Below are 25,019 nucleotides of genomic sequence, written 5' to 3'. Positions count from 1 at the left end.
TATTTAAGGAGAGCAGTAATGGTACACACAACACATGGTTTATCTATTGGTCTTGAACGTGCAGGAAGAGAGTTTTTTTTAAAACTCAAAGCCGTTGGTACGCTTACTCACGACGATTACAAGATAATTACCCCAATGATAAACTCAGCTCTTGGCGAAGTTAAGCACCCAGTTGTGAATGCATTAATAGACGGTAGTGAACTTGAAGGTTGGGAACTACGCGCAGCGTGGGATGACTTAAAGTTAGGTGTTAAACACTCTAAAGAATTTAAAAAAGTAGCTATTTACGGTAATAAAGAGTGGCAAGCTCGCATGGCCAAAATAGGTAACTGGTTTATATCGGGTGAGGTTCAATACTTTGAAAATGCTACCGCAGCCATAGATTGGCTAGACGAATAATAAATCCCTTCTTTCAAAAAATAGCGCTTACAAAGCGCTATTTCAACTCTTAAATAAAGGACTTATAGCGAACGTTTAATAGTTTTCGCTTATTGTTAAGTATCAATTTTATCAAAATACGTTACTAAGCTGTCAATAAATGAACGAAGTGCAAGCGACTGATGTTTCCTGGAGCGGTAAATACCGTATATGCTCAAAGTTTGTGGTTTAAGGTGTGGTAGTAAATGTATTAACTTTCCATTATTTATATATTTCTGCGCAGCAAACTTAGGTTGTAGAGTTATTCCTTGATTATTAAGAGCAGCTTTTAACAGTAAGCTCGAATCATTAGCACTGAAGTTACCAGCAATCGCTACAGATACGGGTTTTTCAGGGTGTGAAAAATGCCACATACTTTTTTCAAACCGTGAATAGTTTAAACAGTTATGGCGACTCAAATCATCCGTAGTTATAGGCTTAGGGTTTTTTTCTAAATATTCTGGGCTTGCACATAATACTGAATGGCATTTCCCAAGTGGGCGAGCAATTATATTAGGATCTAAGTCATTGGTAATTCTAATTGCTAAATCTATTCGCTCTTCTACCAAATTTGTAACGTGATTACTAATTTGTACATCAATACTGACTTCGGGGTGAGCGTGTAAGAATTGTTGCAACATATCTGGTAGTACATCATGTGCTAAAAAAGGCGAGCACGACAACCTAATTTGCCCGTTTAATTTGTTATTACTTTCTATCGGAGCACTAATATTTTGGGCGATGGCAATGAGCTCTCGGCTATGATTAAGTACTTTTTCACCCTCTGACGTGAGTGTTATTTTTCTTGTTGACCGATGGAGTAGTTGGGTATTTGCCCACTTTTCCATTTGATTCAAATACCGTGTAACCATAGATCTAGACATATCTAAAGCACGGGCAGCACCGGCTAGACTTTTCTGCTCTACAATTTTTATAAATACATCAGCTGCAATAATTCTATCCATTCACTTTGCCTATATGTTCGATTTATGCAACAGATAGTTGCATTCTGCCTAGTTTTTCATTCTTAAATTGCAACATACAATAGCCTCATCTTAACGAAATAACAAACAGGCTACTGAGAATGAAAAAAGTTAAACACGTATTAGCAGCAACAGCTTTATTAGCAAGCACATTAATGCAACCGGTATTAGCGCAAAGTGAATTAGCTGTTGATGTATATAACCCACAAGACAAAAGTATTTTTGCTGTTTCATCAAGCATTATAAGTGGTAATAACGAAGTGTTATTAGTGGATGCCCAATTTCAGCGTAATGATGCACAAGCATTGGTTGAAAAAATAAAAGCGAGCGGTAAAACATTAACAGCTGTTTATATTAGTCACAGTGACCCTGATTTTTACTTTGGTTTAGATGTAATTAAAGCTGCTTTTCCAAAAGCAAAGTTATTAGCGACTAAATCAACAGTAGAGAATATTAAAAGCTCAATGCAAGGAAAGTTAAATTATTGGGGGCCTATTTTAAAGAGCAATGCACCTAAAGAACTTATTTTGCCAGAAGTAATACTATCAAATACCCTAACTATAGATGGGAAAGAAATTATTATTAAAAATTTACAGCATGATCCAAAGCATACTTACCTTTGGATCCCTTCTATAAAAACAGTGCTGGGTGGGGTTGTAGTATTTGATCAAATGCATGTGTGGTTGGCCGATTCGAGCACTGCTGCAGAGCGTCAAACTTGGCAGTCAACATTAGATAACATCGAGAATTTAAAACCTCAGACTGTTATTCCAGGTCACTTTTTACAGGGCAGTAAACAAGACCTTTCGGGTGTGTCATTCATGAAAGGGTACTTAAATAAAGCGGATAGCGCTGCAAAAAGTTCAAAAAACTCAGCTGAATTTGTAGAGAGTATGACTCAAGCTTACCCTGATTTAGGTGCAAGAAGCATTTTAGAGTTGGGCTCAAAAGTGGTTATGGGTGAGATGCAATGGCACTAAGTGCCCTTGCGTTAAACAATTATTTAGATAGGAAGTATTAATGAAAAACGTAACGTTACATATAATTGTTGACCCTTTATGTGGTTGGACTTACGGCAGCGTGCCCTTGATCACCGCTGCTGAAAATATTGATGGTTTAATTGTAAAAGTACACAGTGGAGGCATGCTAACAGGTGATAATGTCAAACCTGTGACTCCTGCATGGCGTGAATTTGCACTTAAAAACGACAGTGTCATAGCGAAGAAAACCGGACAGGTATTTGGTAGTAACTATACTGATGGGCTTTTAAAAACCAACGATATTATACTCAACTCGGCTCCGGCTATTACCGCTATATTGGCAGCGCAAGAGCTTGGTATATCAGGTGGGGAAATGCTTAATAGTATTCAACATGCTTATTATGCTCAGGGTAAAAACATTATGCAGCTGCATGTACTGACTGATATTGCATTGGAGCTGGGTTTAAACAAGGCCTTATTTGAAACCCACTTTAATGCGCTAGAAGGCGATGCAACAGATCAACATATAGCACAAAGCCGCGGCTTATTGCACGATATTCATGGGCAAGGTTTTCCTAGTGCAGCATTTGAATTTGACACAGGTAAGTGGCAAAAAGCCGATATAGCCCATTATTATGGAAAAACTGAGCAGTGGGTTACCTACTTACAGCAATCAGTTGGGCTAGTATAGTGTGATGAAATTTCTAAATAATAAAGCTGTTTATATTACAGCTTTATTGAGCTTCCTTTTTATAGTGCAAGGGTGTGCAAAAATGAGCAACATAGACATAATTAAAAGTACGTATGAAGGCAAAACATCACAAGAAAATGGGCAAAATTTAGTTGCTCATGCAAGTGATACTATTACTTGGAAAGAGGCTGACGGTTTTGCTTATGCTGGTACATACCATGGTATGAATGACATTACTGAACATGTTTTTCAAAAGCTTGCAAGCGAGTGGTATAACTACACGTTTACGCCACAAAACTACTTATCCCAAGATGATACTGTTGTAGTGTATGGCACGTACTCTGGTACTTATATTAAAACGGGTAAAAAAATGCAAGCTAGGGTCGCGCATATTTGGCAGCTTAAAAATCAAAAAATAACGCACTTTGAACAAATAGTGGATAGTAAAATGGTGTTTGATGCTATGCAGTAACTACGCGTTACTGCATATATTTGAACTTAAAAAACATTAGGTCTATTAAAGTACATCAGCTAGCACAGGTAATGCCGGAAATGCCCCCTTAGCTAAACACGCTTTAGAGCCACATTTAAGAGCAAAGTGCAGGGCGCCTTTTACGCTCGCTTTATCATTTAGTTTCTCTGCTAGTGGTAAATCACTTCCTAAGTTATTTAAGTAGTATAAAACCCCCGCTATAAATGCATCACCTGCGCTTGTTGTATCTACGGCGTTTATTTTTGGTGCCGATTCGTTAAGTGTAAATGCGCTGTGGTAAACCGTGGCAGGCTCTGGTCCATCGGTTAAAAACACCAGTTTTACTCCGGTATTTAATAGCATTTGAATGTAATCATCGCTCGTTGTATCGCTATGCTGGGCTAAAAAATTAAGCTCCTCACGCGAGAGTTTTACTATGTCACAATAGGTGTAACAGGCTTTTACATTGCTTGCTATATCGTTTGTGTTTTCCCACAAGCTGTAGCGTAAATTTACATCAAAACTGACGAGCTTATTATTCGCTTTTGCAAGTTCTAGCGCTTTAACCGTTGTGTTGGCAATTGCTGATTCGGTTAATGTGTTTGAACAAAAGTGTAGTGTGCTTATTTCTTGCCAATTTATATGCGCTAAATGCGCCTGCGTTAATAGTACATCGGCTGTGTTATGGCGATAAAAGCCAAAACTACGCTCGCCGGTTTCATCAAGGCTTACTATAACCATGGCGGTTTGTGAGCCTGCAATGGTAAATAAATAATCTGTATTTACATTGTATTGCGCTAATGCATTACTTAATTGATTGGCAAAATGATCGTCCCCTTTGCCTCCACAAAATGCAGCCTCTGCGCCGAGTTTTGCGTAGCCAACAGCTACATTGGCAGGCGCGCCACCTGGTATAGGTAAATAGGCTGAGTTATTAGCATCTTGTGGCAGCATATCAATTAATAGCTCGCCTAAGCACAGGAGTTTAGTCATTTGGAATATCCTAAAAAGCCTAGCAAGGCTAGGCTAAAAAACGTGAAGGGTGTTATTTATTCATACTTTAAAAGGCGCTACAGTGACTACTCACCGCAGCGCAATACACACATTTAGTTAAAAGCGTATTTTAAAGTTACCGACGTTGTGCGGCCGTTAATAGTACGGGCACGAATAATGTTATTTTCAGGTACTGAACCTTCTTCTGCTTCTGTAATACCTACTGTATCAAATAGGTTATTCACATTAAGCGCAATATTAAGGTTTTCAGATAAGTCATAGCTTACAAAGCCATTTACCTGTGTGTAGCCGTCAAATTGCAAGTCGTTATTATCTTGAGCGTATGCATCGGTAGTACCAATGAAACTTACCCCTGCAGCGCCTTTTTCATAGTTGTAACGTGCCATTAATGAGTAAATTAAATCGGCTTGACGACGTGGCGTATTACCTACAACATCTGGGTTAAGCGCATCTTTTGCTATTTCTGCATCGGTCCAGGTTAAATTACCGCGAAAATCCCATGCATCAATAAAGTAAGTAGATTCTATTTCAATCCCTTTTGCTTCGTATTCACGGTCAAAAAACGTTTGTGATGTTGCTTCAAAATTTTGCTCTTCAGTTTCGGCAAAAAACGCAGTAGCAAACACTGATAATGAATCAAAGCGCTTTTTAACACCAAACTCAAACTGGTTTACTTCATCAACAGCGTCTTCTTTTGCAACAGAGCCGTCGGCGCGTACTTTACCAAATAAAAGACGGTCAGCATTTGCACGCCCACCTTTACTAATACGTGCAAACGTAGCAAGGCTTGGGTCAATTTGATAATTAGCACCAATTGAATAAGAAGAATAGTTCCAGTCGTAATTTACTGGGCTGGCGTTGGCAATATCAATACCTGCAACGTTTTGTTCCGGGATTGATATTTCACCGTCGCGGTTCATATCTACAGTTGATGTTACGGCACCTGCATAGTTACCGCGAGCTTCGCCACTGTCGTAACGGGCACTTGCATCAATGCTTACGTCGCCTAATTTAGTAGAGAATGCAACGTATGGTGCACGGGTGTCGTACTCTGTGTCGTAATCACGTTGGCAACAGTTTCCCCAGTAAGGTGTGCCATATGCATATAAACCATTTTCTGAAAATTCAGTACCGTCAGCTGCAGTAACATTTAATAATGCTGCATTGTCGCCTTTAAGCTCCATAAGGTATGAATTCCATAACCACGACATAGCAATGTTTTGAGTTGACGCGTAATAACCAAAGGTAATGCTGGTGTCATCATCAAACGATTTAGTTAGTTTAAAGTCGTTAACTAATGAATCGAAGTCGTTCATTGTTACGTCAAAGGTATGAATTCGCATAGCGAGGTCGTCGTTAAATGCAGCGCCCGTGTTTGCGTTACTGAGTGTTGCGCCTACACCACCAATGCTTTGTGCAATAGATGATGCGCTGCCAACCTCAGCAGGAATAAGCGAGTTAAAGTTGCCGCTTATTGATGATTTACGAAAACGGTTTTCGATACGCCAATCGTTATCTAAATCAAATACAGCTTCAAAACCAACAGAGTCAACCTTTGGATTCATACCATCGCGAATATCGCCGCTACTGATTTGGTTTTCACCATTTAAACGTACTGTTTTTGTAAATAACGCTGAGTGAGGTGTGTCTGATTGCGCATCAAAGCCAGCAATAGAGTCACCATTTGAGTACATTGGCATAGGAAGGTAGCCAACACTCTTATCGTCTAAGTGTTTGTAGTAAAGGCGAACGTAACCGTTGTCGAAATCTTTTGTAAGATTAGCTTTTATTTGGCCACCTTTATTAGACGTGTAACCTGTTTCGCGCGGGCCTTCGCCTTGTCGAACAAAGCCACCAACATGAAAACGCACGCTATCGGTTAAGTAAGTGCCGTATTCAAAGTCTGTACGAACGCTGTCATAATCTAAGCCAAGTGTTGTAGATACACTGCCAGATTCGTTTTCGCCATTTTTAGAGATAAAGTTAATAATGCCACCAGGTGCATTACTTGCTGCAGTAGATGCTGAGCCACCACGAATCGATTCGATAGTTTGCACTGTGTTATCTAATCGCATAAAAATATCTGAATTACCAAAAGCGATATCACCGTATTGCAGTACAGGTAAACCATCTTCTTGTAATTGTAAAAATTTTGCACCGCCCGAAGCAACTGGCAGGCCACGAACAGCAATATTTGCATTACCTTCGCCACCTGTCGATTCTGCACGAATACCAGGGATGATTCTAAAAGCCTCGGCTGTTGAGCGAGGAGTAGACACCTGAACTTGTTCAAGTGATACGCTACTAACTGATACGCTTGAAGCCATGATTGTTGTTCGACGTGGTACGCCGGTTACAACTATTGTTTCAAGACCTTTGTTTTGTGATGCTTCAGGTGTTGCTTGGTCTGTTTCTTGTGCGTTAACGCCTTGACTTACGGCAAGTGCTAAAGCGCTGATTAAATATAAAGGTGTATTGTGTGTTGTCATGTGAACGCCTCGTTGTGTTGAACCCAGTAGGATTTGTTATTTTTACTTAATCGATTAAGTAAAAATAACAAATATTTTACAATAAGCAAATCATTTTGTGTTTAATTTGCTCTTTTATTATTCATATGTTGATTTTAAAAGTGTTTTTTATTGTATTGAGATACAAGTTTATTAAGCTGTTGGGTTACTTTCTTGTAAAGCACTCATTGATGGGTCGCGTAAATAATTGAACAACATAGCTACAAATAAAATCACGGCAAACCCTGTTGCTAAGTAAAAGCCATAGCGCACATGGCCAAAGTAATCGCTGATCATACCCATAAATAAAGGAGCTAAAGCAGCTGATAATGCGGTAAAAAATAATATAACCCCGGCTACGGCTCCATGGCGCTCAGCAGGAAAACACGATATACCTTTAGAGTTTAAAGTTGGATAAACCATAGACATAAATAAACCTGAAAGAGGTAGTAACCCTACAGCCCAGTCAACGCCACCAATAAGTGTACCCACATAACAAAGCGCAATACCTAAGCTTAAATAAGCCATAACACCTTGCCAGCTATAACGATTTAGTAACCATACGGCAATAAAACGACCTGCAGCACGTAGTATAAAAAATATAGTAAGTGCATAAGTGGCAAGGAGCGGCCAAGAGCCTGTGTAGTCCTTTAATAGCGTCGGCATCCATACATAAATAGCCACTTCAGTCGCTACATAAAGTGCAATAGCTAAAGAAAAGCCAAGTGCATAAGGGTTTTTTACCATTTTCATGGTGGTGGCCAAAGAGGCTGGCTTTTCAGTTGTTTTAACTACGTCAGGGTAGTCTGCTCGCCATGCTAATAAAGCAAGAATTAAACACATTACGCCCGCAGTAATATACAGGTATGTCCAACTTACGTTTTGCACTAATAAAACACCAACTAGGGCAGGGCCTACAATAGCGCCAATGCCAAAAAAGCCCTCAACCTTGTTCATAGTTTTAGTATGGTCGTCGTTACTATGCGAAATATCGCCAAGCAATGCCAGTGCGCCGGTTTTAAATAAACCAATGGCCAGGCCTATGCAGCAAAGCAATACTAAAAAGAAGGTAAAACTGGTGCTAAATGCAAACAAAAAACAACTCGCAGAAAATATTAATAGACCTAGCATAATGGTTTTTTTACGGCCAAGGCTGTCAGCTAAAAATCCTAAAAATAATCCACTAAAGGCTATTAATGCCATGGGAGCGTAATGAAATGCACTAGCTTGAGTCATACTCAAACCGAAATCTTTTATAAGTTCGGGGATTATCATGCCGACTGCGTCAGAGGTCATGGCAAACATAAAAAACATCATGTATGTAAGCCAGCGTATTTGTTGCAGTGGGTCGCTGCTTACGTGTGTGTGTGATTTTGTCATGTGTTTATTCCTCGTTAAATTCTTTATTAACACTTCGTAAGTCAGTCAGTTGCTTACTGTAGTATTACGTGAGACACGAAATTTGTATGTAAAATTATTAAAAATTACTTGTAAATTCTTACTCGCTAGTTAAAGATATATCTTAATCGATTAAGTTTCAACATGGTAATCACACAATGATGAAGAATAAAGTTCAATTGATCACATATGCTGATCGAATCACTGGCCAAAATATAGGCGCGCTAACCACACTTTTAAACGGCCCTTTAAAAGGCGTATTTGGTGGTGTGCACTTATTGCCATTTTACAATCCTATTGATGGCAGCGATGCTGGCTTTGACCCTATTGATCATAGTGAAGTTGATTCTAGAATAGGCACTTGGGAAGACATACAAGTATTAGGTAAAGATCTCGACTTAATGGCAGACCTAATTGTTAACCATGTATCGGCACAGTCTTTTCAGTTTCAAGATGTACTAGCAAAGGGTAAGCAATCAGAATTTTGGGATTTGTTTTTAACCAAAGATGATGTATTTCCAAATGGTATGAGCGAAGCTGAGCAAAAAGCAATTTACCGCCCACGCCCAGGTAGCTGTTTTACGCCGATGCAGTGCGGCGACGGCCAAACGTATGACTTTTGGACGACTTTTACCGATAACCAAATTGATATAAACGTAAAAGTAGAAGCCGGTGTTGCGTATTTAAATAACGTACTTACTAAATTTTCGGCTAACAATGTAAATATTATTCGTTTAGATGCGGCGGGTTACGCCATTAAGCAAGCTGGCACTAACTGCTTTATGCTTGATGAAACGTTTGGCTACCTAGATAACTTATCTAAGCAAGCAAACGATTTAGGCATGGAAACCATTGCAGAAATTCATAGCCATTATCAAACTCAGGTAGAAGTGGCAAAACGCGTAAATATGGTTTACGACTTTGCGTTACCACCGCTTATTTTACACAGCTTATTTAACAACGATGTAGATGCACTGCTCAAATGGTTACAAATTTCGCCACGTAATTGCTTAACCGTACTTGATACACACGACGGTATTGGCATTATTGACGCAGGTCCAATGGGCGACAAACCAGGGCTATTAAATGCACAGCAGATTGATAACCTAGTAGAAACAATGCACGCCAATAGCAACAACCAAAGCCGCCAAGCTACTGGCGCTGCGGCGAGTAATGTCGACTTATATCAAGTTAACTGTACGTACTACAACGCATTAGGCGCTAAAGACTTTGATTACTTACTGTCGCGTGCAATTCAATTTTTTGCTCCAGGTGTACCACAAGTTTATTACGGCGGCCTATTTGCTTGCGAAAACGACATGGAATTACTAACAAATACAAATGTAGGCCGTGATATTAACCGCCCATATTTAGATGCAAATATAATCGACAAAGCCTTAAATAAGCCTGTAGTAAAAGGTTTAATTGAATTAATTAAAATTCGCAATTCACACCCTGCATTTGCAGGTGAATTTAGCGCCCAAGGTGAGGGCAGTATGTGTTGTTTATCGTGGCAACTAGATGAGCAAACTATTTCACTTACTGTTGATTTTAAATTACGCCATGCACTTATTACGCAAGTAAACGGTGATGAAGAAACAACGATTAACTTAAATTCATTTTTAGCTTAATACTATAAAAGTAATTTACAAACGCCATGTAAAGCAAAAGCCAAGCTTAAGTAGCTTGGCTTTTTAACACATAAAACTATTACAAGGTTTGTAAGCTAACTACTCGCACCAATCTCTAATTCGTAACTGACTTCCTGAGTTTTTTCTTCTTTAGAAATAAATAATTCGGCGGCTATAACGCCTTTTTCTTGGCTGTTTTGATGAATAGTGGTGAGGCGAGGTACAAATCGGGCTGCTTCATCAATACCATCAAAGCCCACAATACGCAGTTCTTCACCTATTTTTATGCCTTGTTTTATTGCTTCTCGCATTGTGGCAAGGGCAATTAAATCACTCATACAAATAATAACGTTAGGACGAGGGGAGGCACTTAAAACCTCTTTAGCAGCAATATTTGCAAAACGCTCGCTGCTTTCAGGAATGTTCCAAATACGATCGTCAGCCACCGTAATATTTGCCTCGCTTAAAGCGCGTTGATAACCACGTAAACGTTGATGCGAAATAGATTGTCCGGTTTCAAATTCGTGATGTTCATACACGCGGCATAATACGTTTTCATCAAGTAGCCTAAGCCCTAATATAGCCACTTTATCGTTTTGATTATGTAGTACGTGTTTAGCAATTTCGTAACTTGCTTGCTCGTTATTAATATTTACAGAGGCATTGCGAGCAATATCAAAATCAATTGTCACTACATGTTTAGACACTGTTTTTAACTGCTCAACTAACGCGTTATTACGAGGGCGGCCATAACAAATAAAGCCATCTACAAAGTCGACCACGTTGTTAAGGTTATCGCTATTACCTGAAAACAATAAAACATTAATGCCATTTTTTTCAAGCACCGAGGTAACACCGCGCATAAAGCTACTAGCCACAGGGTCCGACACCATGTATTCCACACTATCGGGCAGCACTAAAGCGACAATATTAAATGTGCCATTACGCAACGATTGCGCGGCCTTATTAGGCCCGTAATAGCCCAAAGTTTTACACGCTGCGAGAATATCGTCTCGGCGTTTAGCCGATAGCTGATCAGGGCGATTAAACGCATTAGATACTGTCGCGTTAGACACACCTAACTCTTTAGCAATACTTTTAAGGGTCCAGCGGGTTTGCTTACTCATACCAATTCTTTACTCAATACTCATGTTAATAAACTAACATATTCAGGGCGTTAGCAAAGTAAAAATTAAGAGTATTTACCTTAGGTGCTTTTATCGTACTTTTTACAACCCGTTTAATACCTGCTTAGAGCACAGGTGCTTTTTGAAAAGTATGTAAAGATGATTATATGAGCAAGTTTTTATAGTTTATTCGCTTTGTTCAAGAGGAAGTTCTGCTTATCTGGAATATTATTGCTCTTCTCCAATTTGGTGTGTTTTTACAATTAACATATCAATTTTATTTGATGGCTAAGATAAATGTATCGCAATATTTGGATATTTGTCGGTTTAGTAAAACGACAAATGTCGTAGATAAAATTGTCAGGTACGAATGTTAAGCTCAAGGGGTTGACGTTTTTTCTGTCACTTATGATAAGGATGTTTAAATGAAAAAATTTATTATTTTTGTGTTGATGATTGCTTTTAATTCGCAGGCAGTTGTTAAGCGCCATGATATTAAGCCTGAGCTGTACGAACTAAAAAATGCTCCAGAATACTATGTAGATATGCCCTTTGAAGGGACAGCTGTTTTAATAGATAAAAATTGGTTGTTAGCTCCCGCACATGTAATTTACACATTTTATTATGATTATCTTGGAAAACCTATAGAAGTAGGTGGTATCGAAAATAAAATCGATAAAATAATTTTTCACCCAGAATATGTCCAAGACCAAACTGACTGGGGGGATAGTGATCCTCAACCATTGATGGATTTTTTAAATAGCCATAGCGATATAGCATTAATTAAACTTACCGATTCAGTAGATCATATTAATCCAATTAAACGTTTTTCTGGAAAAACAGAATTAGGCCTCGAAGTTACTGTATACGGTAAGGGAGCGGTAGGTAATGGTTTAACTGGAGAATTAAGAGAGACAAAAAACGCCGGTTTTTTAGAAAAAGTTTACAACTGGTTTCGACAAAAATTTACAGACTTGGCACCGACTCAAGAATTTAGGCAGCTTAATTATTACAACAATGTTATCACTAAAGTTGATGAACGCTGGATTAGATTTAAATTTGACGCAGACGAAACTGCTCTACCTTTGGAGGGGACTATTGGCTCTGGGGATAGTGGAGGTCCTGCAGTCATATTTACCGAAGATAAGCCAATCTTAGTAGGTTTAGCCAGCTGGGTGGAAATAGACTCTGCGTTAAATCAATTCATTGCCGGAAAATATGATTCAGTCGCAGTTTTTGTCAGAGTGTCATCCTTTAATGAATGGATCGATAAAGTAATAATAGAAAATGGCCATTAAGGTACAGAGTTGCAATAACATTGCACCGGCAAGAAGATTAAAAGGAAAAATATAAATGGCTAATTTTACGTCGTTCCATATTATAACCGATCTTGTATTGCTCTGCGCTTTACTACTATCACTAATTATAAATGCTGCACAAGAACCCATTCTACCTACTACCCTGAGCAGTGCCGCCGCAATGTGCGAGTGCTTGTTTAGATGCACTTGATAAGTTTAAGCTTTTTGAAAATACAACGTTATTTGGTGCACCAAGTAGTGCTGATTCTATGTATATGGAGGTACGTTTAGCTGATTTACCTTCAGGCTTAGGCAAAGTGATTGTACCTAACAAAGTATACGTAAACAGAGCGCGAGGGGCAGGGGATTTTTACAAGCCAGATATTGCGTATAACGGCATTGATTGGACAACCAATGTTTTGCTTGAGCAAATAAAAACGCTATAAAAAAAGCCGCTTGTTGTAACAAGCGGCTTAACCTTCTAACTAGGAAATAGTTTAGAACGTGTAACGTGCACCAATTGAGTAACGCGGACCGTATTGATTAGCAAATAAGAATTGCTCTTCGTAACGTCCGTAACCTTCTTCGGTGGCATTATTTAAGTTTATGCCATCAAAAAATACCGTTACGTTTTCGTTTACATCGTAGTTAACGCTCATATCCCATTGGCCATACGCTTTAGCATATTGCGGTGGCGCATCGGCTGAGCCTTGTGCTTGGCCAACACCAATTAGGTATGAGTCGCGCCATGCGTAAGTAATTTTAACTGATAGGCCGTCTTTTTCGTAAAAGCCTTGGAAGTTAGCTGAGTCACTTAAGCCTGTAAGCGGTGCTTGTTGATCAAGGCTTTCGCTATCAAATTCAACGTCGCCATCTACAAACGTTGCGTTAACACCAACACCAAAACCGGTTTCACCAATTAAGTGCTGAACAGCTATTTCAAAACCATCTACCGATTTACTGTCGGTGTTTTGTGGTTGGCTAATATTCCATGTAATTAGCGGATCGTCGCTGTTTGGTTCAATAACGCCATTTGCATTGCCGTAACCGCTGGCAATCATTTGTGCAAAAATAGCGTCGGTTGTTGCTTGCTCACCACGTGATTCAATATCGCTTACGGCTTGTAAGTAACGAGGGCCGTTTAAAATATCGTGCAAGCCATCAATAGTAGTTTGCGTAATAGTGGTTTGAATAAAGTTATCAACGTCTTTTTTAAAGTAACCAACAGATGCGTAGCTGCCTTCTGCGTAGTAATACTCAAGTGATAAATCAAGGTTTGTTGATTCAAACGGTAATAAGTTTGTATTACCTTGGCTACCTGTGCGAGAACCTGGTTTTGGGCTGCCTGTTAAGCTGCGGCCACCGGCTAAATTACCTAGTGGTGCACGCGACATTGTTTTACCCCAAGATACGCGGGCTACTACGTCTTCAGTTAAATCAACACTTACGTCGATTGAAGGCAGTAAAACATCGTAATCACCTTGTTGCTCTAAGAAGTTATCATCGCCGCCAGCAGCGTATTGCATGATCCACTCAGAAGCGCTGATCCAATTAACTTGATCTTCAACGCGTTGACGTACAGTACTGGTTACATCTGTTTGCTCATAGCGTAGGCCTGCATTTACTTTTACGTAGTAGTTACTTACGTCAAATTCCCAGCTTGATTGAACATAAAAGCTATCAGTGATTTCTTCTACGTAGCTCTCGCTATCTATTCCGTCTGCGTATGCATTAGCAGCATATGCATCGCCACCTGTTACATCTGCTGTTAAGTAAGCAATTTGGCGTGCAACAGCTTCGTCAAAATCGTAGGTATAGTAGTAACCAGGTTGTAAGTTGCTGCCGCCCCCTTCAAATTGATCTAAAAGGCTCGATGTATCGTGGCGAGTAAACATGCTATCTGGGAATATTTCTGTATACGATGGGTTAAAGCCTGGACCACCTACTAAACCACTCCATGCGGTGTAACCACCGGTGTTTTGTTCTGTACGTGATGCGCCAAATTTTACTTTAACTAAACCAATGTCATAACTTTCGTTATACCATGTTGTATGTAGCTGTAATTGTTCAATGTTTGATTCACCTGGCGAGTGGGTAAACTGACTAAAGTTTGAATCAATTTCGCCAGGCGTTAATTCACTTGTGCCATTTAACCAATTAACTTGTGCACTGGGTACTTCGCCCGTGCGGTAATCATAAATTTTATTAGCTAGCTGATCAGAACCTAAAATTACTTGGCCGGCACTTCCCAGCCCATTGTCGGCGCCGTTATCAGTTTCGTTTTTAGAGTCGTGGTAATCAAGCTCTACGTGCCACGTGTCGCTAATTTCCCAATCTAGGTTTAAACCAAGTGAGCGTGCTTTTACTTCTGAAGTGCCTTTATTAGCTGTGAATGACGCATCGTTACCGCTAATATCAGCATAAACAGCTGTACCATTTTCATCTAGCTCGTAGCCATTAATATTGCTACCAAAGTCGTTCCAAATACCCCAACCAATGCTTTGAGAGCCAGTTACAGCTTTACTTGCAGTGTAATCAAGTGTTGCTACAAAGCCATCTACCGGTGCGTATTGAAAAGTAACTTGTCCGTTTGTACGTTCACGTTCTACATCTTCAATAGAGTAATTCATGTCTTTAGGGAAGTAGTAGTTACCTGCAGGGTCTGTGCGGTTATCAACGACGTTGCTGCTATCTAATTCAGGTAAGTCTACGTTTGCCTGCCAGCCTTGAATATTGGCACTTTGTTTTTGAAAGTCACGCTCTTGGTGCGAAAATGAAAAACCAAAACCAAAAGTGTCATCTACAAAAGTATTGCTGTAAACAGTAGAAAACTCTGGTGTTACGTCATCGCCAGCTTCGTTTGACGAGTCGTGGTTTGCTTTAACGGTAGCTGAAAAGTTTTGACCCGGCTTTTGAAAAGGGCGCGCAGTAGAAATATTAACTGTTGCACCTAAACCGCCGCTAGGCACGTCTGCACGTGCTGTTTTAAATACTTCAAGGGCACTTACGCCCTCTGAGGCAACGTTTTCAAGATTATACGAACGTGTATAACCTGTGCCCGGCATTTGGCGGCCATTTAAGGTTATTAAATTAAACTCAGGGCCAAAACCACGTACTGTAATTTGGCTACCTTCACCGTTTGCGCGGCTCACCGATACGCCGGTAATACGTTGTAATGATTCTGCTAAGTTGGTATCTGGGAATTTACCCATTTCTTCAGATGAAATGGCATCTACAATACCAGAAGAGTCGCGTTTCATATCCATAGAACGAATAAGTGAACCACGAATACCTTTTACTTCAATAACTTCTACATCAGATGAAACGCTGGTTTGTGCTTCTGCCGCAATAGCTGTGTTTAATGTGCTCGCAGCAATGATGAGAGACACAGAAGCCGCAAGTTGGCTCTTTTTAAAATTGAATGTGTTCATAATAGCTCTGCTTTATAAAATGTTGTTGTGTAGCAATAGGCGCTAAGCGCCTATTGGTGTGTGTTTTATGGATTTGCAATAATCACGTTGTCTATACGGTAAAGCGCGCCATCGCCCATGTCCCAGCTAGGAAAAACCATAATTACGTTTAATGCGCTAATGTCTAAGCCTGCATCAAATAATTGCTGAAGAGGGAAGGTGTATGTTTGCCATTCGCCCGTTACAGGTACTTGGCCTTCAACACTGCTAGATAAAGCAAGCTCTACGGCACTCGATGTACCAATTGATTCAATTTTAAATAGCCATTGTGCGTCAATATCTGAAGGCGCTGATACAACTTTCATATCAAATTGAACTACACCATTTTCAAGTATTGCAGAGGCATCAAACGATACGTCTTCATCAGCAATAAAGCCCATTACTGTAGCAGTAGAACCAATGCTAAATTGCGCTACTGCGCCATGCGCGTCATCATCGGTTTCTGTTGTTGGTGTAGAGCCACCACAACAATCCCAAATACTCCACTGCTCGGCCGCTGCATCTTTAAATAAAGTAAGCTCACCCGTTGCAGCTGGCGCTGCATTTGGATTATAAATTTTAACGTTATCTACACGGTAAACAGAGCCTTCACCTGCACCCCACGCTGGGAAAATCATTAATACATCTATAGTACTTACATCTAAGCCAGCAGCTGCAAGATCAGACAATTTAAATGTATATGTTTGCCACTCGCCTGTAACTGGCGCTACGCCTTCAACACTTGCCGTTAATTCAAGCTCTACTGCAGAGTCTCCGCCATTTGACTCAACTTTAAACAACCACGGTGTAGCTGGATCGCTAGGAGTAGAGGTTACTTTTAAATCAAATTGAATAACGCCTTCATCTAAAATGCTGCTAGCGTCAAACGATTCGCCTGCGCCACCTGACGATGTGCGGCTATTAAAGCCCATCACAGTAGGCTCTGCACCAATGCTAAACTCTGCAGTTAGACCATGTTCTTCATCATCCATAGCTTCAACAGGGGTTGAGCCACCACAACAATCCCACATTGGCCATGCTAGATTTTGCTCATCAGTAAAAATAGTAAGTTCAGGTGATACGCCTAAGTTATCTTGAGTAATCTCAACATCGTCAATTAAATAAACAGCGCCTTCACCTGCGCCCCATGTTGGAAACACCATGATCACATCAATTGCACTGATATCTAAATCTGCAGCATCTAAATCTTTTAGTAAAAATGTATAAGTTTGCCATTGGCCAACAACAGGGCTTACGCCTTCAACACTGTCTGTAATCGGCATTTCTACTGCGCTAGAACCTTCATTACTTTCAAGTTTTACAAGCCAAGCTGCATCAGCTGTGCTTGGTGCATTTGTTACTTTCATTTTAAAGCGAACGTAACCTTCATCCAGCATTGGAGATGCATCAAACGGGCTGGCTTTTCCTGCTTCGTCAGTAATAAAAATTTCACGGCTAATAAAGCCCATTACAGTGGGTTCTGCACCTACTACAAATTCAACTACATCACCTTGGGTTTCATCTGCAACAATAGCGGGAGTAGAACCACCACAACAATCCCATGCAGGCCAATTTGGATTAAATGATTCACCAAAAATAGTCAGTGGTGTTGCAATGCCTGTCGAAGGTGGGCTAGGAATTGGTGCATCGCCTTCAAGCAAAGCATCGTCTAAGCTATTGTAACCTGGGCGAATAGTTTCACAGCCTTTACCTGTTTCAGGGTTTGATGCACATTGATAAACACGTACGTAATCAATAGCAAAGGTTTGGCCGTTTTCAAATGCGCCAGCGTCTACACCTAAATCATTTACGTTTTCAGGCCAGTCACCGCCTACTGCTAGGTTTAGCAATAAGTGAAAGTCTTTATCAAATGGTGCGCTATCCCAATGCGTTGTAAGTTCGCCAGAACCTTGTTCAAAGTATTCTGCAAACCAACCACGATGTTTTAGGCCTACAGCCTCACCACTTGCATTAGTACGAACTTCTGATTGACGCTGAGTTGCATAAAGGTAACCGTCTACGTACCAGCGAATTTCACCTTCTTGCCATTCAACAGCATACGTGTGGAAATCATCTGCCGGGTTAGTATCTTCAGGGAATTTGTATTCTTGCCCTGTGTAGCTGTTATCTGGCCACGCACGTCCGTAATGAAGTGTGCCGTGGATACTAGACTCTATACCGCCATCTTCATCTGGTGTTTTAAGGTTTACTGATTCTAAAACATCTATTTCGCCAGAACGAGGCCAAGTGCCGTAAACTTCATCAGTTGGCAGCATCCAAAATGCTGGCCAGCTACCTTGTCCTGATGGAAGTTTGGCGCGCACTTCAAAGCGACCATATGTAAAGTCGGCGTTGTAACGCGTATTTAAGCGCGCTGAAGTGTAAGGTTTTTCTGCACCCTCTTCAGCGGGTAGGGCAACAATGTTTAACACACCGTCTGCAATAAATGCATTTTGCTCACTGTCGGTGTAACACTGTTTCTCGTTGTTACCACCGCCATCGCAGTTTAATTCATAGTTCCATTTGTTTGTATCAATGGCTGAGCCTTCAAACTCGTCGCTCCAAACCATTTGCCAATCTGATACTGGCTCAGAGGCATCTACATTTTCAAAATTTGATTTAGTGGCAGAGTCACCACCACAGCCAGCTAACGTAACTAAAGAGATAGCGGCAAGTAAACGTGTAATGTGCGTTGTTTCAATGTTCATAACTGAACCCCGGTTTCAACAGATTATTGTCAGATTAATTGTTTTTTGAGCTTTGTTTTTCATGCTGTAAGCGCTTACATTTTAGATTGTGTTTTGTAAGCGCTTACAAATGATATTGTGGAGTACGCAAATGGTCAACATATTTGTTTATTTTATTTACAATTAGTTTACGGTAAGAGGCGTTTTAGTGTTACTTAATTCATAATAGGCTCTTTAATAAGAGCCTATTAAATATAGGACTAATCCGAGAATGTACGCGGTTTACTTATTTTTAAATGGCATGATCAATAAACCCCAAAGCGAGGCATTTTGCTTTTGGCTTGGGTATTCTTTTAAGCCAATATTTATATCTGCGTCGGCTTTTTTTGCTTTATCTTTGTAGCTACCAAATAATTTATCCCACCAAATTACACTAAAACCATAGTTTGAGTTGGTTTCACTAACCACTTGGCTATGGTGAATTCGATGCAATATTTGCGTCATTAATATTAAACGCAGTGGTTTTTCAATGGCATTAGGTAGGCGTATATTTGCATGATTAAATAATGCTAGACCATTAAGTGCTATTTCAAAAATAAGTACCGCAATGGCAGGTATGCCAAGAGCTGTTACTGCAATGAGTTTTATAAGTATGCTCAGTACAATTTCGATAGGGTGAAAGCGCAAGCCCGTACTTGTATCAACATGCGCATCGGCGTGGTGAACGCGGTGCAAGCGCCATAAAATAGGCACTTGATGAAATAATCTATGCTGCCAATAAATTAATATATCGAGTAAAAGTATGCTCAATATAATAATTAAACTGCTTGGTAGGGCTATTTGATTAAATAAGCCAATACCGTGCTCTTGATTGTAAAGTGCAACAGCAGTTAACCCAATAGGGACCACTAAGCGCGCAATAACTGATGAAGCAAACACTAATCCAAAATTAGCAAACCAACGTGTACTGCTTTTAATAGGTGCTTGGCGAGCAGGCTTTTGCCATTCAAGCAGCATCATTATAATTAAAATGCTAAAAAAGAAACCTAAACGCCACCATACTTCATTAGTCATCTATTACCTCAGAATTTGCACTGCTAGGCACGTTTTCAGCTGCTTTGTTAGCATCGGCTTCTTGTTGCTTAAGCGTGTGATAACCGCCATGTATACGGGTAAAAATAGTTATGCCACACGCAATAGCAAAAATACTCGCCATAACCGCAAAGTGCTGCGGCCAAATACAAAATGCAATAAATAGCGCTATTGTTTCAGTGCCTTCGGTTAAGCCGTTTAAGTAGTAAAAACTTTTGTATTTAAATTGCGGTTTTTCGAGTTTAAATTTTTCTGCGGCAATCGCAAAAGCTAAAAAGCTTGAGCCCGTGCCAATAAAAGTGGCAAGTAATAACGATCCCGCTATCGCGTTTTGCTCAGGGTTTGCCAAAATAAAGCCAAGCGGAATAGCCGCGTAAAATAAAAAGTCGAGTGTGATATCTAAAAAGCCACCCGCGCTTGAACTTTGGTTTGCATAGCGTGCTAATGCGCCATCAAGTCCATCTAAAATTCGATTTAAAGCAATGGCCACTAATGCGCCGTACCACATTTCAAACGCCAGTAATGGCACGGCTAATAAGCCAACTAAAAAGCCTACCACGGTGAGCTGATCGGCGGTTATGCCGCGTTTATGCATAAGCATAACCACAGGTGTTAAAAGTGGCTTAATTACAGGGGTGATAAATTTGTCTAGCATGTTTTTTGCCTTGTGCGTATTAAATCCACGGATTAAAGTGCGCTATTTAAAGTAATGAGTTGGCCATTTGCAGCGTCGGCGTCGCTATGGTCATGAGTTACCATAATTGCAGGTAGCTTATGATCGCGTATTTGGCTAAACACTAGTTCGCGTGTATCAACACGCAGTTGGGTGTCGAGTTTGCTAAAGGGTTCGTCGAGTAAAATGGCTTTAGGTTCGCTCAGCAGCATACGTAATAATGCAACACGGGCCTGCTGCCCGCCCGATAAGTTATCGGGGTGGCGATTGCCCATATCTTTAAGACCTACTTGCTCAAGTGCGTGTTCTATTTTTTCAAGGCGTTGTTTTTTATTACCTTTAGGCATTGCAAATGCAATGTTACCAGCAACAGTTAAATGCGAAAACAATAAAGCGTCTTGATAAAGCACTCCAATATGGCGCAAGTGTGGAGGGGTGTTATTGATATTTTGACCATTAAGCCACACCTCTCCATTGGCCTTAAAGCTACTTGGTAAAGTACCCGTAAGCCAATTTAATAAGCTTGATTTACCACTGCCTGATGGGCCCATAATAGTCAGAATTTCACCGCCATTAACTTGCTCGTTTAAGCTAAGTAACAGCTCATTTTGGCGATAAAGCTGACAATTTTTAATCTGTAACGATGACTGCATTAAAAAACCTTAACCCTGATAGTGTTAAACATGGGTGCCTTAAATATGTGTGCGTTTAAACACGTGCACTTTTGAAAAAATATTTAGGTAAACCCCATGCCAGTATAAATCCAATAAGCGGCAATGCCATTTGCATAATAGCGTACACGGCACTGGTGCGTCTGCTTGCGCCATTGGCAAGCGTAACGGCTTCGGTTGTTATTGTGGCTATGCGCCCGCCGCCAGCTAAAAGCGTGGGGAGGTATTGTCCAAAACTAATAGCTAAGCCCAGTGCGGCTGCAATTAAAATAGGGGCAAACAACTGAGGTAGTTTTACTTTAAAAAACACCTTGCATGGCGCTGCGCCTAGGCTTGCTGCAACATGAGCAAAACGAGGATCTAAGCGCCTATAACTGCTCGCAAGTGACAAAAACACATAAGGCAACACAAACAGTAAATGCGTAAGTACCACATTAAAAAATGCGGCTTGGTTATTTACCAATTGTTGTATCCATACTAGCCCAAACAAAAAGGCAATACTGGGTACTAATAACGGTAAGTAAATAATTAAACTGGTAAAACGAGAAATCGGTTTGTCACTCAATTGCTCTGATTCTAAACACAGTAAAGTAAGAATAATGGCAAATAATGTGGTTACTAAACCGATCGCTAGGGTATTAAAAAGCGGGCTGCTCATTTGCATTAGCGCACTTTTAAAATGCAGTAGTGTAAATTGCTCAGGCATTGCATCTGGAAAGCGCCAAAAGCCTGCAACCGACCACATAACTAAACCAATAAGCGACAACAGTATAAAGCTAATTACTAATGTGGTGAGTACGACCGTTATTTTTTGCCAATAAAATCCGCCGTATTCGCGCACCCCATTAGTGAGGGAGTCGCTAAATAGCACTTTTACGGCCTTTTCTGCGCCAAGCCAAAGGGCTAATAACCCACCTGTAACAGCCAGCTGTAATAAAGCACCTGCAGAGGCTTTAATGCGCAGGTTTAAATCAACATCGTTAAACCAATGCATTATTGCAACGGCTAACGTGGGTGGTGTATTTGGGCCTAAAATGAGTGGCATTTCTACACTGGCACTTGCATAGGCAAGCACCGCTAAAAGGGGCAAACGCAGCAGCGGATAAAGGCTTGGCAGTATTACTTTAAAAAAGGCGGTCATTGGGCAATAACCCAAGTTAAGCGCAACCTTATGTTGTTGGCGTAATTTTTTGCCAAGCTCAGGTTGAGCAAGTACGCCCAGTGCCATTAATAATAAAAAGGGAAGCTCTTTTAGTGTTAAGCCTAAAATAATACTAATACCAAACGAATCATGCGGAAACATGCCGTTTGGCGCAAGTTCCCAGCCGCTTAACCAAGGCGACGCTAAGCGTGAAATCATACCTGAAGGGGCAATTAAAAACCCTACTGCAATAGCCGCGGCGGCATGAGGTATCACTAATATAGGGCTCAATAAACGCTGAATTCGGTTAAGCCACGGGCTATTAAAAAACGCAGCTAAAATCATTAAGGTAATAATAAATGCAAGCAGAGTACTTATTAAGCCCGTTGCAACGCTTAAGGTAACCATTTGAGTAAGGCCAGGTGTTTGCCAAAGGGCATTAAAACCTTGCAAGCTAAACGTTGTTTGCTCAAGTACGGGCGCATAACCAAAGGCAGGCAGCAATACGCTAATTAAGCCACCAAGTACGGGTAGTATAAGTAAAGCGAGTAAAAATCGCGGGCTAAATTTTACAATGCGCGTAAACATATCGGTGCTGCACTGCGTTGTTGCTTTGGTATTAATCGGTACACTTTTTGAAATAACGCTCATTGGCTTACTCCATAACGGGTTTGCCAACCTTGCATAATGGCGTTTACCCAGCTTGGATGAGGTTCGCTCAATGTGCGTTTAATACTGTTTAAAGGCAGCGCACTTGGATGTGGTTTAGCTGTTTTAAATAAGGCTTGCTGATCAGGCGTTAACGTTGATTGAATAAGTACGCTTTTATCGCCCCATATATGCGCTTTTTGTTTTTGAGCTTGCGCCTCAGGGCTGAGTAAAAAATTAGCCACTAATTGCGCACTTTGCTGGTGGCTTGCATTGTAAGGGATTGCCACAAAATGGGTATTACTTAAACTGCCATCACTCATTGCGTAACTGCGAATGCTGTTTGGTAAATCATAGCGTTTTACAGCTGCGGGTACTTCAGGTGCAGAAAAAGTAAAGGCTAAACTCAACTCTGTATCGTCCACAAGGCGGCGCATTTGAGCACCACTTTGCATAAAATGAGTGCCAGCACGCCAAAGAGTTGGGTGTAGTTTATCTAAAAAGTCCCACAGTGGATTTAACACTTGCGCCGTATTTTTAGTTGTCGCTGGTTGGTTTAGCTGTGCTTTAATGTTTTCGCTGCTGTGCTTATGCAGCACAACTAAGGCGTATTTTAAAAAGCTTATACCTAAAAAGTCAGGCGGCTTTGGGTAACTAAAGCGACCAGGGTTTTGTGCGCTCCAGTTTAATAATTCGTTTAATGTCGTCGGCAATTTATTGTTTGCCTTACCATTTATTGCAATGCTGTCGTAATAAAACGTAAGTGACGCTTGCCCCCATGGCGCCTCCATCCCATTGGTAGGTAAACCAAAATCAAATGTTACAGCAGGGTTATTAGCCGGATCGGTTAATGCAAAGTAGGGGAGTTTATTTGCCCATTGCTTTAAAAGCAGAGAGTGCTCACTCATGGTGGCAAAGTTAGCCCCGTTGATCCACATTAAATCTACGCTGCCTTGGTTGTTATTGTTTGCTGATTTTTCGGCAAGTACACGGCTTACTGCTTCGCTGGTGTCACTTAATTTTACATGTACCAGGTTAATGTTGTACTTAGTTTTAACTTGCTGCGCTGCCCATTGAATATAAGCATTTATTTGCGCGTCGCCGCCCCATGCATAAAAGTATACATCTTGATTGCGACCAAGTGTTTGAACTTGTTGCCAGCGAGATTGCTGTTGTGTGTTTATTACTAAATTACTTTTACTATTTGAGTTAATAACGGTATTAGCAAACGCAGTGCTCGAAAAAGCAGCTAAATTTGCGATTGCACAAACGCAAAACGCGACACAGCAAAAGCTGTATCGCGCCAGTGTTTGCCAAAACTTAATGGCGAACATTTAAATCCCAGTTATAGTCTAAAAATTTAACTTTCATGTCATCATTTTTAAGTGCTTTTTGCTGAGCGGGTATCAGTTTAAGTGCATCGCTATATTGCAGGAAAAATTGCTGTAGCGTGTTTGCACCTCTAAAACCTTTTTCAAAGTCATCGCCGTACCATTTAAATATTGAAGACACGCTTAGCGTATTTTCTTGAGCCATATTGCGTGTCATATCTGATAAAAAGCGCACTGTTTGCTCTTGCAGTTGGCTCTCTAAATCAGTGGCTGTATAGGCTTCTTCTCGAAGCGCTGGGCAACCAATACTCGCGCAATTTACTGCAAAGTGAATGCGTGGGTCGTTGTATTTACCGCTGCCACGTATTAAACCATGCTCTATATCATCAAGGCTGCGAGTTTTGCCAAGTAATGACACAAACTCTTTACTCCATGGTGAGCTAAAAAAGCTCCCTAAGTCTTTAATTGACTTAATATCAGGGTACTTAGTCAATATAAGTTCAACAGTCCACGCATTATAAGCATTGATTAAAAAAGCGAGTTGCTTAGGCTTTTCCCACGCGTCAAATTCGCTTTGCGTTACAGCCGTTAACGATTCTAAATACGTTTTTAGCTGTGCATGCTCACGTTTTATAGCAGCGTAATCAACCTCAGTACTGTGATTATGATTAATAGCGACAACATGCTTATTTAATAATGCATTCCAGCTATCGTGCATGTTTTGGGCTTGGGCCGAAAATGACGTTGCAAATGATGTTACAACTAAAGCCGAACCAAGTAGCAATGCTTTTAGAGGTGTTTTAAACATA

At 40.5% G+C, this 25,019-nt stretch carries 19 protein-coding genes and 1 pseudogene; 7 read left to right on the top strand and 13 right to left on the bottom strand.

What is annotated here, in order from left to right:
• The first annotated feature begins 18 nt into the window (after positions 1 to 18).
• Positions 19 to 399, top strand: a complete 381-nt coding sequence (locus tag JG479_RS18750; protein WP_002960091.1) for an STAS/SEC14 domain-containing protein — start codon at positions 19 to 21, stop codon at positions 397 to 399.
• A gap of 95 nt (positions 400 to 494) precedes the next feature.
• Here JG479_RS18750 and JG479_RS18745 read toward each other — a convergent pair whose 3' ends face one another.
• The gene (locus JG479_RS18745; RefSeq protein ID WP_200220403.1) at positions 495 to 1,382 is read right to left on the bottom strand and encodes a LysR family transcriptional regulator; all 888 of its coding nucleotides are present in this window, start codon (positions 1,380 to 1,382) and stop codon (positions 495 to 497) included.
• Between the two features lie 119 nt (positions 1,383 to 1,501).
• Here JG479_RS18745 and JG479_RS18740 point away from each other — a divergent pair, with 119 nt between their 5' ends.
• The 3 genes from JG479_RS18740 to JG479_RS18730 all read left to right on the top strand — a co-directional run bounded on the left by JG479_RS18740 (position 1,502) and on the right by JG479_RS18730 (position 3,543).
• On the top strand, positions 1,502 to 2,380 hold the full coding sequence (locus tag JG479_RS18740) for an MBL fold metallo-hydrolase (protein ID WP_200220402.1): 879 nt from the start codon (positions 1,502 to 1,504) through the stop codon (positions 2,378 to 2,380).
• Positions 2,381 to 2,420: 40 nt separating this feature from the next.
• The gene (locus JG479_RS18735) at positions 2,421 to 3,071 is read left to right on the top strand and encodes a DsbA family protein (RefSeq protein ID WP_200220401.1); all 651 of its coding nucleotides are present in this window, start codon (positions 2,421 to 2,423) and stop codon (positions 3,069 to 3,071) included.
• Positions 3,072 to 3,153: 82 nt separating this feature from the next.
• Positions 3,154 to 3,543: a nuclear transport factor 2 family protein gene (locus JG479_RS18730; RefSeq protein WP_058553102.1), complete on the top strand. Its 390-nt coding sequence runs from the start codon at positions 3,154 to 3,156 to the stop codon at positions 3,541 to 3,543.
• 45 nt (positions 3,544 to 3,588) lie between these two features.
• Here JG479_RS18730 and JG479_RS18725 read toward each other — a convergent pair whose 3' ends face one another.
• The 3 genes from JG479_RS18725 to JG479_RS18715 form a co-directional block, all read right to left on the bottom strand.
• Positions 3,589 to 4,536 carry a carbohydrate kinase family protein gene (locus tag JG479_RS18725; protein ID WP_200220400.1) on the bottom strand — a complete coding sequence of 316 codons (948 nt, stop codon included), beginning with the start codon at positions 4,534 to 4,536 and terminating at the stop codon, positions 3,589 to 3,591.
• A gap of 113 nt (positions 4,537 to 4,649) precedes the next feature.
• Positions 4,650 to 7,046, bottom strand: coding sequence for a TonB-dependent siderophore receptor (locus tag JG479_RS18720; RefSeq protein ID WP_182692364.1), 2,397 nt, complete (start codon positions 7,044 to 7,046; stop codon positions 4,650 to 4,652).
• 171 nt (positions 7,047 to 7,217) lie between these two features.
• On the bottom strand, positions 7,218 to 8,444 hold the full coding sequence (locus tag JG479_RS18715; RefSeq protein ID WP_101216379.1) for an MFS transporter: 1,227 nt from the start codon (positions 8,442 to 8,444) through the stop codon (positions 7,218 to 7,220).
• A gap of 176 nt (positions 8,445 to 8,620) precedes the next feature.
• Here JG479_RS18715 and gtfA point away from each other — a divergent pair, with 176 nt between their 5' ends.
• The gene (gene gtfA / locus JG479_RS18710) at positions 8,621 to 10,093 is read left to right on the top strand and encodes a sucrose phosphorylase (protein WP_182673691.1); all 1,473 of its coding nucleotides are present in this window, start codon (positions 8,621 to 8,623) and stop codon (positions 10,091 to 10,093) included.
• A 95-nt stretch (positions 10,094 to 10,188) separates the two neighbouring features.
• Here gtfA and JG479_RS18705 read toward each other — a convergent pair whose 3' ends face one another.
• Positions 10,189 to 11,220, bottom strand: a complete 1,032-nt coding sequence (locus tag JG479_RS18705) for a LacI family DNA-binding transcriptional regulator (RefSeq protein ID WP_024591929.1) — start codon at positions 11,218 to 11,220, stop codon at positions 10,189 to 10,191.
• Positions 11,221 to 11,645: 425 nt separating this feature from the next.
• On the opposite strand from JG479_RS18705, the gene JG479_RS18700 reads away from it, so the two are divergent.
• Positions 11,646 to 12,518, top strand: a complete 873-nt coding sequence (locus JG479_RS18700; protein ID WP_200220399.1) for a trypsin-like serine protease — start codon at positions 11,646 to 11,648, stop codon at positions 12,516 to 12,518.
• Between the two features lie 170 nt (positions 12,519 to 12,688).
• Positions 12,689 to 12,964 (top strand): annotated as a pseudogene (locus JG479_RS18695) (S41 family peptidase); the annotation flags it as partial.
• Positions 12,965 to 13,015: 51 nt separating this feature from the next.
• Here JG479_RS18695 and JG479_RS18690 read toward each other — a convergent pair.
• From JG479_RS18690 to JG479_RS18655, 8 genes are all read right to left on the bottom strand, one after another.
• Positions 13,016 to 15,949, bottom strand: coding sequence for a TonB-dependent receptor (locus JG479_RS18690; protein WP_200220398.1), 2,934 nt, complete (start codon positions 15,947 to 15,949; stop codon positions 13,016 to 13,018).
• A 65-nt stretch (positions 15,950 to 16,014) separates the two neighbouring features.
• Positions 16,015 to 18,675: a glycoside hydrolase family 16 protein gene (locus JG479_RS18685; protein ID WP_200220397.1), complete on the bottom strand. Its 2,661-nt coding sequence runs from the start codon at positions 18,673 to 18,675 to the stop codon at positions 16,015 to 16,017.
• A 261-nt stretch (positions 18,676 to 18,936) separates the two neighbouring features.
• Positions 18,937 to 19,728: a sterol desaturase family protein gene (locus JG479_RS18680; RefSeq protein WP_197120570.1), complete on the bottom strand. Its 792-nt coding sequence runs from the start codon at positions 19,726 to 19,728 to the stop codon at positions 18,937 to 18,939.
• On the bottom strand, positions 19,721 to 20,401 hold the full coding sequence (locus tag JG479_RS18675) for a CDP-alcohol phosphatidyltransferase family protein (RefSeq protein ID WP_197120571.1): 681 nt from the start codon (positions 20,399 to 20,401) through the stop codon (positions 19,721 to 19,723). Before JG479_RS18675 ends, JG479_RS18680 begins: the two co-directional genes overlap by 8 nt.
• Before the next feature lie 32 nt (positions 20,402 to 20,433).
• The gene (locus tag JG479_RS18670; protein ID WP_200220396.1) at positions 20,434 to 21,072 is read right to left on the bottom strand and encodes an ATP-binding cassette domain-containing protein; all 639 of its coding nucleotides are present in this window, start codon (positions 21,070 to 21,072) and stop codon (positions 20,434 to 20,436) included.
• A gap of 55 nt (positions 21,073 to 21,127) precedes the next feature.
• Positions 21,128 to 22,882, bottom strand: coding sequence for an ABC transporter permease (locus JG479_RS18665; RefSeq protein WP_149603539.1), 1,755 nt, complete (start codon positions 22,880 to 22,882; stop codon positions 21,128 to 21,130).
• On the bottom strand, positions 22,879 to 24,213 hold the full coding sequence (locus tag JG479_RS18660; protein ID WP_200220395.1) for an ABC transporter substrate-binding protein: 1,335 nt from the start codon (positions 24,211 to 24,213) through the stop codon (positions 22,879 to 22,881). Before JG479_RS18660 ends, JG479_RS18665 begins: the two co-directional genes overlap by 4 nt.
• Complete coding sequence (locus JG479_RS18655; RefSeq protein WP_200220394.1) at positions 24,200 to 25,018, bottom strand: DUF547 domain-containing protein; 819 nt, start codon at positions 25,016 to 25,018, stop codon at positions 24,200 to 24,202. Before JG479_RS18655 ends, JG479_RS18660 begins: the two co-directional genes overlap by 14 nt.
• Position 25,019: the final 1 nt, after the last annotated feature.

Origin of the sequence: Pseudoalteromonas sp. LC2018020214, assembly GCF_016598755.1 — a bacterium.
GTDB classification, from domain to species: domain Bacteria; phylum Pseudomonadota; class Gammaproteobacteria; order Enterobacterales; family Alteromonadaceae; genus Pseudoalteromonas; species Pseudoalteromonas distincta.
The sequence above is the reverse complement of the archived record's forward strand: the minus strand, read 5'-3'. Positions and strand labels throughout refer to the sequence as shown.